Below are 16071 nucleotides of genomic sequence, written 5' to 3' on the forward strand. Positions count from 1 at the left end.
CGCTCTGGAGAAAGACCTTAGCCACCGAATTTCACCCCGAAGAGCGAGCGTGCGCCATATATGAAGAACATCGTGAGGATGATCTGCACAGTGGAGAGCATCGCGACCATTCCCATGTTGCCGTTTGCCCAATACAGCAGCAACGAGGCCCCCAGCACCTCGTTGCCCGGCGTGAACAGAAAGACGGCGGTCGTATATTCCTTCAGGCAGAAGACGAAGATCAGGGCGAAGCTGGAGAACATGGCCGGCTTCATCAGCGGCAGGACGATCGTCCTCGTCGTGCGCCACCAGTCCGCGCCGATCACCCGGGCGCTGCTGTCGAGCTCCTTGCCGATCTGCATGAGGCTTGGCGACAGGGCCCCGAAGGCGAGCGGAATGAAGCGCATGATATAGGCCAGCATCAGGATCCAGATGGTGCTGCGCAGCCAGCCCATCGGCGGGATGATCACCATGGCATAGAAGAACCCCATGCTGGCCACGAGCCCCGGAATAGCGCGCGGCAACAGCGCCACATATTCGAAGCTCCGGTGGAAGCGGAACTGCGAACGGTGAACCACGACGGTAATCATGGCGACGAAGAACGTCCCGATCGCCGCCCCGAGTGCGGCGATGACGAGCGTGTTGACGATGGCCCGGATGTTGGATTCGTACGAGAAGGCCGCGACGATGTGCCTCGACGTGAAATAATGCCAGAAAGGCGCGAGCGGCGTGAGGACGGACACGCTCGCCCGAAGGAACAGGATGCCGAGCGGAACGCCGATGAAAATCACCGCATAGGCGAAAAGCAGCAGGAATGCCGGCCAGCGGAACAGGCCGAGTTCCACGGTGCGCGGCCGGCTGGCCTTGCCGCCTACGGTGACGAAGCGGCGCGAATTGCGCAGCATCCGCCGCTGCAATGTCAGAAGCAGGAAGATGACGATGATGAGGAACAGCGCCGCCGTCGAAACGATGCCGTAGTCCGGCCGCGCCGCGGCGAAGCCCTGGGTATAGAGCAGCGTCGCGAAGAGGTTGATGCCGGCCGGTTCGCCGAAGACGAGCGGAATGGCCAACATTTCCAGCGCGCCGGTGAAGTTCAGGATGATGCTGTAGAAGATCGCCGGCAGCAGCAACGGCAGGGTGACCGCCCAGAGCGTGCGGAACGGACCGGACCCGCAGGTCCGCGCGGCATCCTCGAGCGTCGCCTCGGAGAGCGCCGTCGACGCCGAGCAGTAGAGGAAGGTCAGCGGCGCGATCGAGACGCCGGCGATGAGCGACATCCCGCCGAGCGAATAGAGGTTCCACGGCTCGACGCCGAGAACGGACTTTATCATCAGCGTGATGTATCCGGCCGGGCCGTAGACGATGAACCAGCCGAAGGCCATGACGAGATGCGAAATGAAGATCGGCCAGAGCAGCAGCCCGCTCAGGAACCGTCGCCCCGGCATGTTCGTCCGCCCGATCAGGATCGCGGCGATGACGCCGATCGACGTGCCGATAAGGGTGGACAGGAGCGCGAAAACGAGGGTGTTCCAGATGGCTTCCAGGAACACCGGGGACGAAAGAAGCCGGACATAGTTGTCGAGCGTGTATTGCTGGCCGGTGTCATAGAGGGGCCGGTCGACAAAGGACTGGTAGATGATCGGCGAAATCGGCCCCAGGACCAGGACGATCGTGAAGGCGTAAAGTGCATATTGGATCAGTGTGGACCGGTCGATCCCGAAGGAGCGCGGCCGGAACGATGCGTTTGCCTGATCGGTGGTCCCGTCTGCGAACTGCGCCATGTGCAGGAATCCTCAATTTCCGCCGCTGAACTGCGAAGAAGCCCAGCGGAAACAGAGTGTCGGTAAAGGGGGAGTACCGGCCACGCCGGAGGTCCTCGTCGAGGCGGACGCTCCGGGCTGTCAGGCCCGGAGCGTCGCGCTTTTCGCAGCTGGCCGGCAACGGAATGCCGGTCAGGCGATGCCGTTGGCCGCCTTCCACTTCGCGACGAACGTCTCGTATTGCTTCGGCATCTCGGGATCGTAGCCGATGGGCAGGACGTTCGCCTCGCCGAGATGCTCGACGAACGAGGACCGGATGTCCGCACCGTCGAGCTCCTCCTGCCGGATGTCCATCCGCGCCGGTAGCTTGCCCGCGCTCGCATAGGCGATCTGACCGTCGCGCGAGAGCAGGTAGTCCAGCATGAGCCGCGCGGCGTTCGGGCTCTTGCCGCTCTTCGTGATGCCAAGGCCGCGGACCGAAATCGGGCAGCCGTCGAGCGTATAGGAAATGCCCAGGATATCCGCCACGGAAGGGTCCTGGACGGCCACGCGCGCACTCTGGTTGGCGGCGAGATAGGCGAGCGCATATTCCCCCGACAGGGTCTTCTCGATCATCGTGCCCATCGAGCGTTCATAGCGGGTCTGCGGTCCGACGACGCCATACCAGTCCCAGATCTTGTCGCCGTGGTGCTTTGCCAGCGTATAGTGCACGCTGTAGCCGAAGCCGGTGAGGTGCGCGCCGTAGCTGGTCAGCTTTCCGTTGAAGATCTCCGGATGGCTGCGCACGACCTCGACCATGTCCTCGAAGCGGGTCGGGCGCAGGTTTTCGGGCACCACCAGGCTGTTCCACATGAAGACCACCGGGTCGCCGCCACCGGTGTAAAGGCCCGGATGGGGCGACGATGCGTGGTCCGCATAGGCCGGGGTTTCCGGCGATGCGTAGTCGAGCACCTCGTTGCGCGTAATCAGGTTGAGCCAGGCATCCGGAGCGGCGGCGAAGATGAGGCTCGCCGTCGGGCTGCCCGTGCCGACCTCGTTGAGATAGCGCTCGATGACGCCGTAGTTGTCGCCTTCGAGGTAATCGACGGAGAGCCAGGGATAGAGTTTCTTGAACCCGTCGAAGAGCCGCGTCATCTGGGCCGGCGCGACACCGCCATACATCAGCAGGTTGGGCTCCGAACGGGACGCCTCGACGATTTCCTGATAGCTCGCGGGATAACCGTTCGGCAGGGCCGCCTGGGCCCTCAGGATCGACGGGAACATGCCCGCCAGTGCACCGGCGCCGGTCAGCGCCAGGAATTGTCTTCTTTCAAACATTGTGGTTCCTCCCTTGTTTTCATTTATACTGTCAGGCCGCCTCCTCGACCGCGGCCGCTTTGCCCGATGGCGCCGGTGCGTCGAAGAGGACGCAGGCTTCGGCGGGAATGTGGATGCTGGCGACCTGCGTGCCGGGCTCCCACTCGCATTCGATCCTCAGCGCGACAGCCCCCAGCCGCGCCAGCACCATGTGACGTGCGCCCAGGAACGAGCGCGCCTCGATGTCGACCTCGAAGACATTTTCCGTCCCGGCCCGGGCGGCGTCCCGGGCAAACAGGATCTTCTCGGGCCGCACCGCGATCATCACCTTGCCGGACGTGCCCTCCGGCGGCGGCGAGGGTGTGACAAGCGTTCCCCCGCCATCGAGCTGCAGCCGCGTCGTCCCCTGCTCCACATGCAGGATCTCGCCGCTGAAAATGTTCGCGCTGCCGATGAAGTCGGCGACGAAGGGGCTTGCCGGCGCATGGTAGATGGCCGCCGGGCTGGCGAGCTGGACGATCCTGCCGCCGCTCATGACGGCGATCCGGTCGCTCAGCGCCAGCGCCTCGGTCTGGTCATGCGTCACGTAGACCGTGGTGACGCTGATCCGGCTTTGGATGTCACGCAGCCAGAGGCGCGCCCGCTCGCGCAGTTTCGCATCGAGATTCGAAAGCGGCTCGTCCAGCAGCAGCAGGCGTGGCCGGTAGACGAGGGTGCGGGCGAGAGCGACGCGCTGTTGCTGCCCGCCGGACAGGGCGAACGGGTAGCGGTCGGCGTAGTCGCCCATCTCGACGAGATCGAGCACTTCCTCGATGCGCCGGTTGCGCTCGGCGGCGGGCACCTTGCGCAAGGAGAGCGGGAATTCCAGGTTCTTGCGAACGGTCATGTGCGGCCATAGCGCATAGGACTGGAAGACAAGCCCGATGTCGCGCCCTTCCGGCGGCACGAAAGTCGCGCTCGCACCGTCGAAGAAGACGTGGTCTCCAAGCGTTATCCTTCCGCCGTCAGGGCGGTCGAGGCCAGCGATGGCCCCAAGCGTGGTCGACTTCCCGCAACCGCTCGGCCCCAGCAGGGTCAGGAACTCGCCCTCCTCGACGGTCAGATCGATATTATCGACGGCGCGCACGGTCCCGAAGGTCTTCGTGAGTCGCTCGATTTTCAGCTGGACCATCGTCCACTCCACTCTCTAACTCGCCGGAAATCCGCAGCCGGCGTGCTGCCCGCAAGGCAGCCGCGGCATCATGCGGTCTTTGCAAGGGCCGCGATCGCGGCATGGTCCGCAAGCAGTCGCTCGGCGCGAAAGGCGACGGGATAGTCGACCATCTTGCCCTCGAAGCTCACGGACGCGGTTCCCGCCTCTATGCCGTCGCGAAAGGCCTGGACGAGCCTTTCGGCCCGCTCCACATCCGCCGGCGAGGGCGAAAACTCCTCGTTGAGGATCGGCACGATGGCCGGGTGGATGCAGGAGGCGCCCTGGAACCCGAAACGCCGCGACTGGCGGACGACGTCCCTGATGGCATCGAGATTGGTGAAGTCGGCGCCGGAGCTGATCAGCCCGATCGGGCTGACGCCGGCGGCCCTCGCCGCGATGACAGCCTGCTGCTTGGGATAAAGCAGCGTGTCCACCGAAGGCTCGACGCCGATGGCGAGGCTGAAATCCTCCCCGCCGAGGCCGAAGAACGCGACGCGGGGATCGGCGGCGGCGATCTCGTGCATGTGAAAGAAGGCGTCAGCCGTCTCGACCCGCACGCCGAGCGCGATGGAGCCAGGTGCAAATCCCCGCTCGAGCTCCAGCGAAAGCATGATCTCCGAGATTGCCCGGACGTGGTCGGCAGACCGGCATTTCGGCAGAATTACCCCAGCGAGGGCCGGAACGACGACCGCTTCGAGGTCATGCACGGTAAGCCGCGGCGAACTGTTGATCCGCACCAGGAGATTGCGCACCCCGTTGGCCGCAAGCCTTTCGAGCCCCGCCGGCGCTTTGCGCCGGGCCGCCGCCTTTTCGGAATCGGCGATGCTGTCTTCGAGGTCGAGGACGATGCCGTCGGCGCCCCGGATATGCGCCTTGTCGATATACCGGTCGTTGATGGCGGGCACGAACAGCAGCGAGCGAAGCACGGACCCCAGCCGGGAGGGTGCGGGAGCGTTGAGCGTGGTCATGAAGTGATCCCTTCCTCGCGCAATGCGCTGCGCGCGGTTTCGTCAAAACCCAGTTCTTCCAGGATTTCCGAATTGTGTTCGCCAAGCTTGGGCGCGGGACGATAGAAATCGCCCGGCGTCTTGGAGAAGCGCGGGAAGATGTTGTGCATGGGAAGCGAGCCGAGCTCCTCGTCCGGCACCTCCACCAGGATTTCGCGCTCGATGAAGTGCGGATCCTCGACGATCTGGCTGATGTTGTAGACCGGCCCGACGGTGATTTCATGCTTGCGGAAAAAGGCAAGGTTCTCGTCGAGGGTCCGCTCCCGGATCCATCCGCCGACGATCGCATCGACCTCATGGCGGTGCTTGAAGCGCTCCGTGTTGGTGCTGTATCGAGGGTCGCTCAGCATGTCCTCGCGCCCGATCGCCCGGAACAGACGCGCGACCATGGTGGGCATGGAGGCGGACATGGCCACCCACCGATCGTCGCTGGTCTTGTAGACGTTGCGCGGGGACGACGTGCTGGACGCGCTCCCGACCCGCTTCTTCACGGTCCCGGTCAATCTGTAGCGCGAAGCCTCCGGGCCGAGGATGGCATACATCGGCTCGAGCAGGGACAGGTCGATCACCTGGCCGGAGCCGCCTTTCACGTCCCGATGATAAAGAGCCATCATCATGGCCATGGCGCCGGTCAGGCCCGTCACGTTGTCGGCAAGCGCCAAGGGCGGAAGCACGGGTTCGCGATCCTCGAAGCCGGACCGTTCGGCATAGCCGGACATCGCCTCGACGAGAGTTCCAAACCCGCCATAGGAGCGATACGGGCCGGTCTGGCCGAAGCCCGATATGCGCAGCACAACAAGGCGCGGATTGCGCTCCAGCAGCAGGTCGGGGTGCAGCCCCATCTTCTCCAGAGTGCCTGGCCGGAAGTTCTCGACCAGGCCGTCCGCCGTCTCAACAAGCTTGAACAATATCTCCCTGCCGCATTCGCTGCGCAGATCGAGCGTGAGACTCCGCTTGTTGCGGCTGTATTCCTTCCAGTGAAGCGCTACACCCGCTCCATGCCACTTCCGGAAAGGATCTCCATCCCGCGTATTCTCTATCTTTATTATATCTGCGCCAAAATCCGCCATTTTTAAAGTTATGAAGTTTCCGGCAACAAGTCTTGATAGGTCAATTATCCTGACTCCCTCAAGCATACCCGAGCTCTTACCGGAGAATTCTTTTCTACAGAACTCCACATGTCCCTCCCGAAACAATTATCCTTTATTTATAGCTATAGGACAGCTATTTTTATCGTTTCATTCTAGGTCGGCACCGGAAGGCTTCAAATGAAATATAATGGGTTCGGGTATAATCTGGTGTTATGAGACCCCCCTGTCCGCCGACACAAGGAGGCCAGGCATCCCTTGCGTCTTGAAACAGCGTGCCGGACATCTACACGAACGCAGACGGGATGATCGCTACTCTATCTGGGCTGTCTCAAGGAGCGGCACTGGAGGTAGTCGTCGATCCGAAATAGACAGGACGTGTCGTAAGCCACGAGACGAGCAAAGCTCTTGAAGGGGCACGAGCCTGAGCCCCGCCAGAACGCGGGCAGTTATCGAGGGATGTCAATAACATCCTGTAATTTGACTAGCTCAAAGTCGCCGGAAGTGATGACGGCTACGTGACGGCGTTCATCGACAGATCATGGACGGAGATGTTCATCGGCTTTCGGGCAGGCGACCGAAGTTGCTCACCGTGTCGTACAACAACGGACGATGCAATTGGGCTAGAGATGATCCCCGTGACCACCATGTTCGCCCGACGCGCCCCTCGCTGGAGAATGCCGCTTGGAAAAGGAACGTGCGGTTGGCGCAAGTGCTGCTGCTGCGGGGATGAACAGGCACGCCAGACCGACGCAGATGAGCAACACGTCTCGGCCAAGGACGGTCGCGAGCGGTGCGATCAGCGCCAAGCCTAGCGGCGCGAGGCCATAAGAAAAAAGGAAGTCGATCGACGATACCCGCGACAGTCGGTTCGGCGGTATTTCGTTCTGGACGGACGTGAACCATGGCACGTTGAAGATCTCGATACCGACACCCGCCACGAAATAGGCGAGGATCGGGATGATCCTGATGTCAGCGAACAGCAAGCTGAAGGGGACGAGCCCGTATAGTGCGAGTCCAGCCAAGGCCACCCATCCTCGACGGCGAGGGTGCCATCGTGCCATAAGCAGGGCGCCGGCGAGGGCGCCGACCATGTAGGCGGTGGCCGTGCTCGTCATAAGTGCCGCGCTGCCGAACGCTTCCTGACTTATGCCCGGCAGCAACACCGAGGTGACGGAGTACCCTGCCGCAACGGTTACCGTGAGCGACAAAAGACCGGCCATGAACCAGGGATGACCACGCGCCTCCCGCGCGCCCTCACAAAAATCCCGGACCAACCGCCCGAAGGTGAGCCCCTCGCCGCGGGGCAATCCTGTAGACCTGCCTGTCACATTCGGGGGCATCAGCGCACTTGCCAGCCAAAGAAGCGCGATAACACCAAAGGCAGCGACCGTTCCGCTCCAGAGCGCGACGAAGCTGATGGTCGCTGGACCAAGAATGCTTGTCACACGCACCGCGATGCTCATGACGGCGTTGGCAACCTGAAGTCGCTCTGATTTGACGATCTCCGGGATGATCGCCTGGTAGGCGGGTCGGCACGCCCCTTGCCCGACCCCGATCACAGACGCTCCTGCCAAAAGCAACAGAAGACCGCTGACCCCATGCGCATAGAGGCCTGCGATCATGATCGGGATGCTGCCGGCGGCGACCACCCCCGATACAAATATAATCTGTCTTGGACCTCTTTCATCGGAGAGGACACCTGCGATAGGGACAGCGGCAAGAAAGCCCATCGTGCGCGCCGCCAGAGCAAGGCCAAGGTCAGCGGCGGACAATCGGCCATCGAGCATGGCCAGTCCGAGAACGAACGGCAGGGCCCAGGTGGCAAGACCGGAGGCGGTGCTGCCCAGCCAGACGCGCACGAAGGGCGGCGAGAAGAGCGCCTTCATGCCGTCATGGCCCGACACCAGCCGAGGGCCGCTGCATGGTTGAACCGGAAACCAGGCGTCTGAAGCTCGCGATAAGATTCGCGCACCGGTTCGGATCGGCAAACACCGAAATATCCGCAAACAGGTCGTCGGCCTCTCTCTCGTTCATAAGCCCGCAAGCGATTGCAGCGTGACGGACAGACAACCCTTGCAACGCCGCATGCTTCGCGACCGCTGAAGCAGCCGGATACCCGTAGATCGCTGCAAGCGCTGTCGATAGCGCTAAAGACCTGGATGCGTCGTCCTGGGTGCGATCAACGTTCACCTGGACGCCGGAGAGGCATCTATCGACGAATAGCGATATGCCTTGCCTCAGAAGGCGAATGGATTCGCTGATTGCCTCAAGGATGATCGATTCCCAGACATTGAGGTCGAGTTCACCCTCCGCGGCACGCGTTACCGTCGCGTCATTTCCGATCACCCGAAATGCGACCTGCATGATCATCTCCGGCATTACCGGATTGACCTTGCCCGGCATGATCGAAGAGCCGGGCTGGACGGCCGGCAACGAAATCTCGCCGAACCCGGCCCGCGGTCCCGAGGCCATCAACCGTAGATCGGCGGAAAGCTTCGAAAGCGTGATGGCGATCGCCTTCAGGACCGCGGAAACACGGATCCAATGATCTGCATTCTGCAGTGCATCGAACAGGTTCTCCTCTTGATGGTAATGCGTGTCAGTCAGCGCCTGCAGTTCCTCATACACCAAGCGTCGGTAGTCAGCAGAAGCGCCAAATCCCGTACCGACCGCGGTTGCACCGAGAGGAAGACCGCAGCATGCCATCTCGCTGACTTCAAGCTCCCGCGCCTGGCGCTCGAAGGCTGCGCGATAGCCCGAGAACTGCTGTGCGAACGTGATCGGCAAGGCATCTTGCAGGCAAGTGCGTGCCAGCTTTACGGCGTCGGCCAGCTCGCGCTCCTTGTCGGCCAACACCCCGATAAGCCCGGTGAGAACATCCTTCAGCTTCGACAACTCGTTTCCAACGGAAATCTTCATCGCGGCCGGGATGACGTCATTGGTCGACTGGCTCATGTTGACATGCGTGTTGGGATGGACCGGATCAAATCCTTTGCGTCCGGTCAGGATTTCGCTTGCACGGTTTGCCAGCACCTCGTTGACATTCATATTGGCAGCCGTCCCTCCCCCGCCATGATAGATGTCGACCGGGTAATCCTCCCGACGAATGCCGCGAAGCTGTTCGAGCGCAGCGACCTCGATCGCATCTGCGAGGCGACCATCAAGATCGCCTGCCTTATGGTTCGCCCTTGCCGCGGCCAGCTTGATGGTGAGGATTGCAGGAACGAATCCTTCGATATCGGCAATCGTCCGACCGGAAATGGAAAAGTTCTCTGTCGCGCGCACGGTCTGGATACCATAGGCCACGCTGTCCTGGATCAGGCGTGTGCCGATGGCGTCTTCTTCCAGCCGCAGTGGTGGCTGGACCGCAGCATCACGGGTTGCGATCGCTTCCTCCGGCATGGACTGGCTATCCTGCTGCGGCATGGTTTTGGATCTCTCCAAAAATCCTGACCCAGCTTCGTGCGCCCTTCAGCAGCCGTTCAGTGTCGTATCGCTCATCAGGGGCATGGATGGCATCAGATGGCAGGATAAAGCCTATGACCACACATTCCGCGCCAAGAACGTCGCTGAACTGTTGCACGAGCGGGATCGCGCCACCGGTTCCGCGCAAGATCGCCGGCCTGCCCCACTCCTCCTGCAGACCGCGCGCCGCAGCAGCAAGAAAAGGACTGTGCTGCGAGAGAACGACGGCGGAACTGCCGCCGGAGCCTTCGAACTCCACGCTGCAGCCCGGCGGAAGCCTGAACCGAACATGGCGCTGAAACTGCTGCCTGATCTTCTCCGGAGATTGCCCGGCGACGAGGCGGAAGGAAAGCCGAGCTGTCGCGGAGCCGGGCAAGACCGAACGTTCGCCTGGTCCCTGGTTTCCGCCGGTGATGCCGTTGATGTCCACCGTCGGCCGCCCCCACATGGCTTCGAGCGCGGAGTATCCGGCCTCTGTTATGCCACCGGTCAGGTCTACGCCGCCATAGAGATCCGGCTCCTTTGCCAGTTCTCGCCACTGTTCCCGGACGACATTCGGAATCTCCTCTACGCCGTCGTAAAAGCCATCGATCGTCACCCGACCCTCTTCGTCATGAAGTCCGGCAAGGATCGTGCTCAGGATTCGGATGGGATTTGCGGCAACCGCCCCATAGTGACCGGAATGTAGATCAGGATTTGGCGCCGAAACCTTGACACGTTCATGCACCAGGCCCTTGAGCTGCGTGGTGATTGCCGGCTGGGCGGGGGACCACATCTCCGCATCGCAAATGAACGCGACGTCACAGTCGAGCCGATCGCGATGCTTTTCGATGAACTTCGGCAAGCTTGGAGACCCACATTCCTCCTCACCCTCGAGAAGGACGATGATATCGGCCGGAAACGCGCCATGTATATGTTTCCACGCGCGCAGAGCCTCGATAAACGTCCAGAGCTGGCTTTTGCTATCGGAGGCTCCTCGCCCGTAGAAGCGATGAAGGCCTTCTTCCTCCCTGACACGCGGCTCGAAAGGAGCATGCGTCCACTGGCCGGGATCGCCAACGGGTTGGACATCGTAATGGCCATAGAAGAGCAATTTGGGCCGCGCCCCGTTTGGTGCCCCCGATGATCGCGCGAGCACGAGAGGATGGCCACTTGTCGGAACAATTTCCGCAGGCAGGCCGATCGACGACAACTCGTCCTTCAACCAGGATGCGGCGCGCTCTATGCCATCTCGGCCTTCCGGTTCGCTGGAGATCGAGGGTATTGCGATCAGTTCGAGCAGCTTTCGAACCGCCGTATCGAAATTGCCGTCTATATCGCGCAGCACTTCATCCATTCTTGACATGGGATCTTTCCTTTCCAAACCTCGAAATGCAGGTCGGCTCAAGTCAACCGTGGCGAAGGGTGTGCCGCTCCGCGCGGGTTTCCGCGTTCGTCACCGCCTGATCGAGGCTCGCGAGCAATCCCTCGATATCGGCCCACAGCTCGTATTCGTCTTCCAGTCCAATGCTCAGGCGCAAGATCACGTCCGGGCCGGACCAGCTTGTGACGCTGCGAAAACCATCGATCGACATAGGTGCGGCGAGACTACGTGTCCCGCCCCAGGAGGCACCGATTGCAAACACCTTCAGCGTGTCGAGCGCCGCGGGGATATGCGCGATCGCCTCATTCTTGAACAGGATGCTGAAAACGCCGCTCGATCCGAGGAAGTCGCGCTTCCAAAGGGCATGGTCCGGCGAGGTTTCGAGCGCGGGGTGCAGAACATGCTCCACGAGCGGGTGCAGCTCGATCTTGCGCGCGAATTCGAGTGCCACCCGCTCCGAATGGCGTAGCCGAACGCCGAAGGTTTCAAAGCCGCGAAGGACAAGTGACGCATCATCGGGCGAGACACCAATGCCCATTCGCCCGATCAGGGACCGGATCGGTTTGAGAAGCGCCGTATCCTTGATCGTGATCGATCCCATCAAGACATCAGAATGGCCGGAGACGAACTTGGTCAGCGCTTCCGTCACGATGTCGGCGCCATGCTCCAGGGGCTTGAAATTGAGCGGTGTCGCCCAGGTATTGTCGACGCCGACAAGCGCACCATGTTCATGGGCGATCCGGGCGATCGCCGGCAAATCGAGAATTTCCATCGTGGAGGAACCCGGACTTTCGCACCAGACGATCTTGGTCATCGCGCGCATCTTCGCACGAACGTCATCAGGGGATTTCGGATCGAAGAAGCCCACTTCGACACCCAGTCGGCGCAGATCTGTAGTGGTGAAGTCGCGCATGGGCGGATAGGCCGTATCGGCAATCAAAACATGGTCACCGGCCGACAAGAACGGCAGCACGGCAAATGCGTTTGCCGCCTGGCCGGAAGGCGCAAGAAACGTCCAGGTGCCTCCTTCCAGGCTCGTCAGCTTCGCCTCGAGGGTGCGCGTCGTCGGCGTGCCATAGAGGCCGTAGGAATACCCCTCATGCCCGCGCTCGCCGCGAGAGGCGTAGGCGGCGGCATCCTCGAACACGATCGTCGAGGCGCGGTGCACCCCCACACCAAGCGGCGCAAAACCGTCCATCGATACGCTCGGCGTAAGAACGCATTGGGTGAGATCGTTCATGGATGAACCTTTCTGAAGTCGCTCGGAACGCGCTCGGAAATCAATTCCGGAACGACACGCTTTGCGCTACTGCTATTCGCTGAAGTTATTGCTGGTCTGTAGAGGTGGCTACGATGAACCTGAGGCAGGTCGAAGTGTTTCGTATGGTGATGACGAACGGCACGACCGCGCGGGCCGCGGATGTGTTGCACGTCTCGCAGCCCGCGGTCAGCAAGATGATCCAGGAACTGGAGCGGTCGCTCGGGTTCGATCTCTTCCAGCGGATCAAGGGGCGGTTGCAGCCGACGCAGGAAGGCCAGTTGTTCTTCCGCGAAGTGGAGCAGGCTTTTCTTGGTCTGACCCATCTTCGTGGTGCGGCGGCACGCATTCGGGATTACGGCTCCGGTGAGCTCAGAATTGCCTGCCTCTCGGCCTTGTCGACGAATGTGTTGCCCCGCGCCCTGCACGCCTTCATGCAAAGCAATCCCAATGTCGGCATCACCTTCCAGGCACGGATGTCCTCGAACGTCCGGGACCTTGTCGCATCCGGGCAATTCGATCTCGGGATCGTGGCCGACGAGATCGATCGCACGGGCGTGGAGGTCGAGGAGTTCGCGCAGTTCCGGGTAGCGCTTGCCATGCCACAGGGACATCCGCTCGAAGCTCTGGATGTCATACATCCCAGCGACCTCGACGGACAAAAATTCATAGCGCTTGCTCCGGAGGATACGACCCGGCGCGAGGCGGAAGCCGTATTTGAGCGTGCTGGCGTCACGGTCCGCCCGGTAATTGAGACGCCCTACTCGACGACGATCTGCGCGATGGTTGCCGCAGGCATTGGTATTGGTCTCGTCAATCCTCTCACCGCGGAACCCTACGTGGACCACGGGCTGGTCCTGCGACCGTTCGAACCGGCACTGCATTTCCGCACCCTGCTGATTACGCCACCCAATCGCCTTCCTTCCAGAAACCTCGAGGAGTTCATAAAACAATTGCGCGGTGCAATCTGAGCCCATTTCGCGTCTCTCTGACATGGCCGCTCACAGAACCTTGGATAGGAATGCGGCAGTCCGCGGATTCTGCGGACTGGCAAGCATGGTTCGTGGATGGCCTTCCTCGACCACCTGTCCCTGGTCCATGAACACGAGGTGATTGCCGACCTCGCGGGCAAAGCCGATCTCGTGGGTTACGACAACCATTGTGATGCCGCTCATCGCCAGATCCTTGATCACGTCGAGGACCTCACCGACGAGTTCCGGATCAAGTGCAGAGGTCGGTTCGTCGAACAGCATAACCTCCGGCTCCATGGCGAGCGCCCGCGCGATCGCCACGCGCTGCTGCTGACCACCGGAAAGCTGTCCCGGATAGCGGCCGCCGAAACCATCCAGCCCCACCCTGTCCAGGAGCTCGTTGGCCTTTTTGCGCGCCTGCTCTTTCGGCCAACCTTTGACATGGGCCGGCCCTTCCATGACATTTTCGAGTGCCGTCATGTGCGGGAACAGATGAAAACGTTGAAAGACCATCCCTGTCATGCGCCGCTGGGCAGCGATTTGGCCGGACGAAAGAGGATGAAACCGTCCGTCCCTCTCGACGTAACCCTGCAACTCGCCCTTCAGGAGGACACGACCGGCCGAGATGCTTTCAAGCTGGTTGATGCACCGGAGCAGCGTCGACTTGCCAGAGCCCGAAGGGCCGATCGCAACGCACACTTCGCCCCGGCGCACGCGAAGATCGACGCCTTTGAGCGCATGGACCGGGCCGTAGAACTTATGGATGTTCTGCATCTCGACGCAGAATTCGGAAATATTTGCGTTCATGGCTCTACTCCGCCCGTGTCGGATGAACGGAAACGCCCTTGCCAAAGTGACGTTCGAGAAAATGCTGGCCGACCATCAGCAGGCTGGTGATCGCAAGATACCAGGTACCCGCGACCAGCAGGAGCGGGATCGGCAGGTACAGCCTGTTGGAAATCGCGTTGGTCGCGAAGGTCAGGTCCAGCGTGAACGGTACCGCGAGCACGAGCGACGTCATCTTCAGCATGCCGATCGTTTCATTGCCTGTCGGCGGGATGATCACGCGCATCGCCTGCGGCATCAGGATCCGCATCCAGATTTTTCCGGGTTTCATCCCGAGTGCCTGGGCGGCCTCGGCCTGCCCTCTGTCGAGGGAGTTGAAGCCCGCGCGGAAGATTTCCGTGAGATAGGCGGACTCGTTGAAACCAAGGCCGAGGATCGCGGCCATGGCCGGCGTGAGGATGTACTTCGTCTCGACACTGACGATCTCTGGCCCGAACGGAATTGCAAGGCTGAGATTGGGGAAGAGAACGGCAAAGAGGCCCCAGAATAGCAGCTGGGTGTAGATCGGTGTGCCCCGGAAGAACCACACCCAACCATAGGCGATGCCGCGAAGAACAGGGTTATCGCTGTCTCGCATGACAACGAGCAGGCCAGCGACAACGATCGCTACGGTCATGGCAACAACCGTCAGCAGAAGTGTCCATCCCACGCCCCGAATGACCTGCGGCGAAAAAAGGTACGTCAAGTACACATCCCAATGGAAGTTGGGATTGACCGAAACCGCCTGGCCGATCTGCAGGGCGAGAATGGCAAAGACCGCGACCGCGAGCCAGCGGCCGGGATGACGGCGCGGAACCACGATGTTTCGCGTGATCGCTGGCTTCTCTACGGCGACCGGCTTGAAGCCGGTCGCAATGTTTTCAACATCGGAAGCCATGAGCTCAGATCTTGACTTCAGGGTTCACGAGCGCCTTGTCGACGATAACGGAGCCGACGCCCCAGGTGTCGAGCAGGGCCTTGTAGGTGCCGTCTGCAATCAGGGAATTGATGGTGTCTGCAATGAGTTGCGTCAGTTCCATGTCTGCCTTTGCAACGGCGATCCCGTTCGGACCGTGCTTGCTCAGCGCGCCGCCGGCCGGCTTGAGAGTTTCAAAGGCTCCGCTCGACTGTTTGGCAGCATAACCGATGCCGGCCTCACCAGAGACCGTTGCGTCCGCGCCGCCCGCAGCGACGCGGGTCAGCGCTTCAGGCTGCTTGGAGAATGGCAAAATCTCGATTTCGGCTTTGCCAGCCTGCTTGCAAAGATCATTTTCGGCGATGACTGCCTTTTCGTGGTAGCTGCCGGACTGGATGGCAATCTTGCGGCCGCAAATATCGGCTGGGTCGAACTTAGTCGGGTTGCCGGCCTTGACGGCCCACATGCTGCCCGTGTCGGCATAACTGACGAAATTGACCGCTTTCATACGCTCGTTCGTGATCGAAAAAGCAGAAACGCCGATGTCGAACTTGGTTCCGAGAGCGGGCAGAATGGCCTCGAAGGCCGAGGTCTGAAAGTCGATCTTGACGCCGAGCTTCTTGCCGATCGCGTTGGCAATATCGACGTCGATGCCTTCCGGCGTCTGCCCATCCTTCTCGCTCAGGAATTCCCAGGGTGCATAGGCGGTGTCCGACCCTATGGTCAGGACGCCGGCCGCCTTGATTTTTTCGGGCAAACGGGAGGCCAAGACCTCCTCGACCTTGATCGCCGAGGTGTCGAAACTCTGAGCAAAGCTTTGACCGCTCAAGGCAGTCAAAGCGAAGGCGGTGACAATTGAAACATGAGTCAGGATCTTGATCATTTTTGTTCCCCATCTTGTTTGCGGCGGACCGGGTGACGCTTGGGAGGACCGACGTCTCCCTCGTC

13 protein-coding genes are annotated in these 16071 nt (G+C 61.3%); 1 reads left to right on the top strand and 12 read right to left on the bottom strand.

Annotated elements, in window-relative coordinates; genetic code table 11:
* Nucleotides 1-17: 17 nt before the first annotated feature.
* From MUU56_RS12900 to MUU56_RS12940, 9 genes are all read right to left on the bottom strand, one after another.
* Nucleotides 18-1760: an ABC transporter permease gene (locus MUU56_RS12900; RefSeq protein WP_244767704.1), complete on the bottom strand. Its 1743-nt coding sequence runs from the start codon at nt 1758-1760 to the stop codon at nt 18-20.
* Between the two features lie 171 nt (nt 1761-1931).
* Nucleotides 1932-3056 carry an ABC transporter substrate-binding protein gene (locus MUU56_RS12905; RefSeq protein WP_244767705.1) on the bottom strand — a complete coding sequence of 375 codons (1125 nt, stop codon included), beginning with the start codon at nt 3054-3056 and terminating at the stop codon, nt 1932-1934.
* A 31-nt stretch (nt 3057-3087) separates the two neighbouring features.
* A complete protein-coding gene (locus MUU56_RS12910; protein WP_244767706.1) occupies nt 3088-4206 on the bottom strand; it encodes an ABC transporter ATP-binding protein in 1119 nt (372 codons plus the stop codon).
* Nucleotides 4207-4274: 68 nt separating this feature from the next.
* Nucleotides 4275-5195 carry an HpcH/HpaI aldolase/citrate lyase family protein gene (locus tag MUU56_RS12915; RefSeq protein ID WP_244767707.1) on the bottom strand — a complete coding sequence of 307 codons (921 nt, stop codon included), beginning with the start codon at nt 5193-5195 and terminating at the stop codon, nt 4275-4277.
* Nucleotides 5192-6370, bottom strand: coding sequence for a CaiB/BaiF CoA transferase family protein (locus MUU56_RS12920; protein WP_244767708.1), 1179 nt, complete (start codon nt 6368-6370; stop codon nt 5192-5194). The genes MUU56_RS12915 and MUU56_RS12920 overlap by 4 nt, the downstream gene beginning before the upstream one ends.
* A gap of 575 nt (nt 6371-6945) precedes the next feature.
* A complete protein-coding gene (locus tag MUU56_RS12925) occupies nt 6946-8211 on the bottom strand; it encodes an MFS transporter (RefSeq protein WP_244767709.1) in 1266 nt (421 codons plus the stop codon).
* 4 nt (nt 8212-8215) lie between these two features.
* Nucleotides 8216-9751: an aspartate ammonia-lyase gene (locus MUU56_RS12930; RefSeq protein WP_244767710.1), complete on the bottom strand. Its 1536-nt coding sequence runs from the start codon at nt 9749-9751 to the stop codon at nt 8216-8218.
* Complete coding sequence (locus MUU56_RS12935) at nt 9735-11135, bottom strand: M20/M25/M40 family metallo-hydrolase (protein WP_244767711.1); 1401 nt, start codon at nt 11133-11135, stop codon at nt 9735-9737. Before MUU56_RS12935 ends, MUU56_RS12930 begins: the two co-directional genes overlap by 17 nt.
* A gap of 43 nt (nt 11136-11178) precedes the next feature.
* Nucleotides 11179-12393: a trans-sulfuration enzyme family protein gene (locus MUU56_RS12940; RefSeq protein ID WP_244767712.1), complete on the bottom strand. Its 1215-nt coding sequence runs from the start codon at nt 12391-12393 to the stop codon at nt 11179-11181.
* A 113-nt stretch (nt 12394-12506) separates the two neighbouring features.
* On the opposite strand from MUU56_RS12940, the gene MUU56_RS12945 reads away from it, so the two are divergent.
* Nucleotides 12507-13382, top strand: coding sequence for a LysR substrate-binding domain-containing protein (locus MUU56_RS12945; protein ID WP_244767713.1), 876 nt, complete (start codon nt 12507-12509; stop codon nt 13380-13382).
* A gap of 30 nt (nt 13383-13412) precedes the next feature.
* On the opposite strand, the gene MUU56_RS12950 is transcribed toward MUU56_RS12945, so the two are convergent.
* From MUU56_RS12950 to MUU56_RS12960, 3 genes are read right to left on the bottom strand one after another with little or no spacing between them, the layout of a single operon-like run.
* Nucleotides 13413-14189, bottom strand: coding sequence for an amino acid ABC transporter ATP-binding protein (locus tag MUU56_RS12950; RefSeq protein WP_244767714.1), 777 nt, complete (start codon nt 14187-14189; stop codon nt 13413-13415).
* Nucleotides 14190-14193: 4 nt separating this feature from the next.
* Complete coding sequence (locus MUU56_RS12955; RefSeq protein ID WP_244767715.1) at nt 14194-15105, bottom strand: amino acid ABC transporter permease; 912 nt, start codon at nt 15103-15105, stop codon at nt 14194-14196.
* Between the two features lie 4 nt (nt 15106-15109).
* Nucleotides 15110-16006, bottom strand: coding sequence for an ABC transporter substrate-binding protein (locus tag MUU56_RS12960; RefSeq protein ID WP_244767716.1), 897 nt, complete (start codon nt 16004-16006; stop codon nt 15110-15112).
* Nucleotides 16007-16071: the final 65 nt, after the last annotated feature.

The sequence above is a fragment of the Shinella yambaruensis genome (genome assembly GCF_022899355.1).
GTDB classification, from domain to species: domain Bacteria; phylum Pseudomonadota; class Alphaproteobacteria; order Rhizobiales; family Rhizobiaceae; genus Shinella; species Shinella yambaruensis.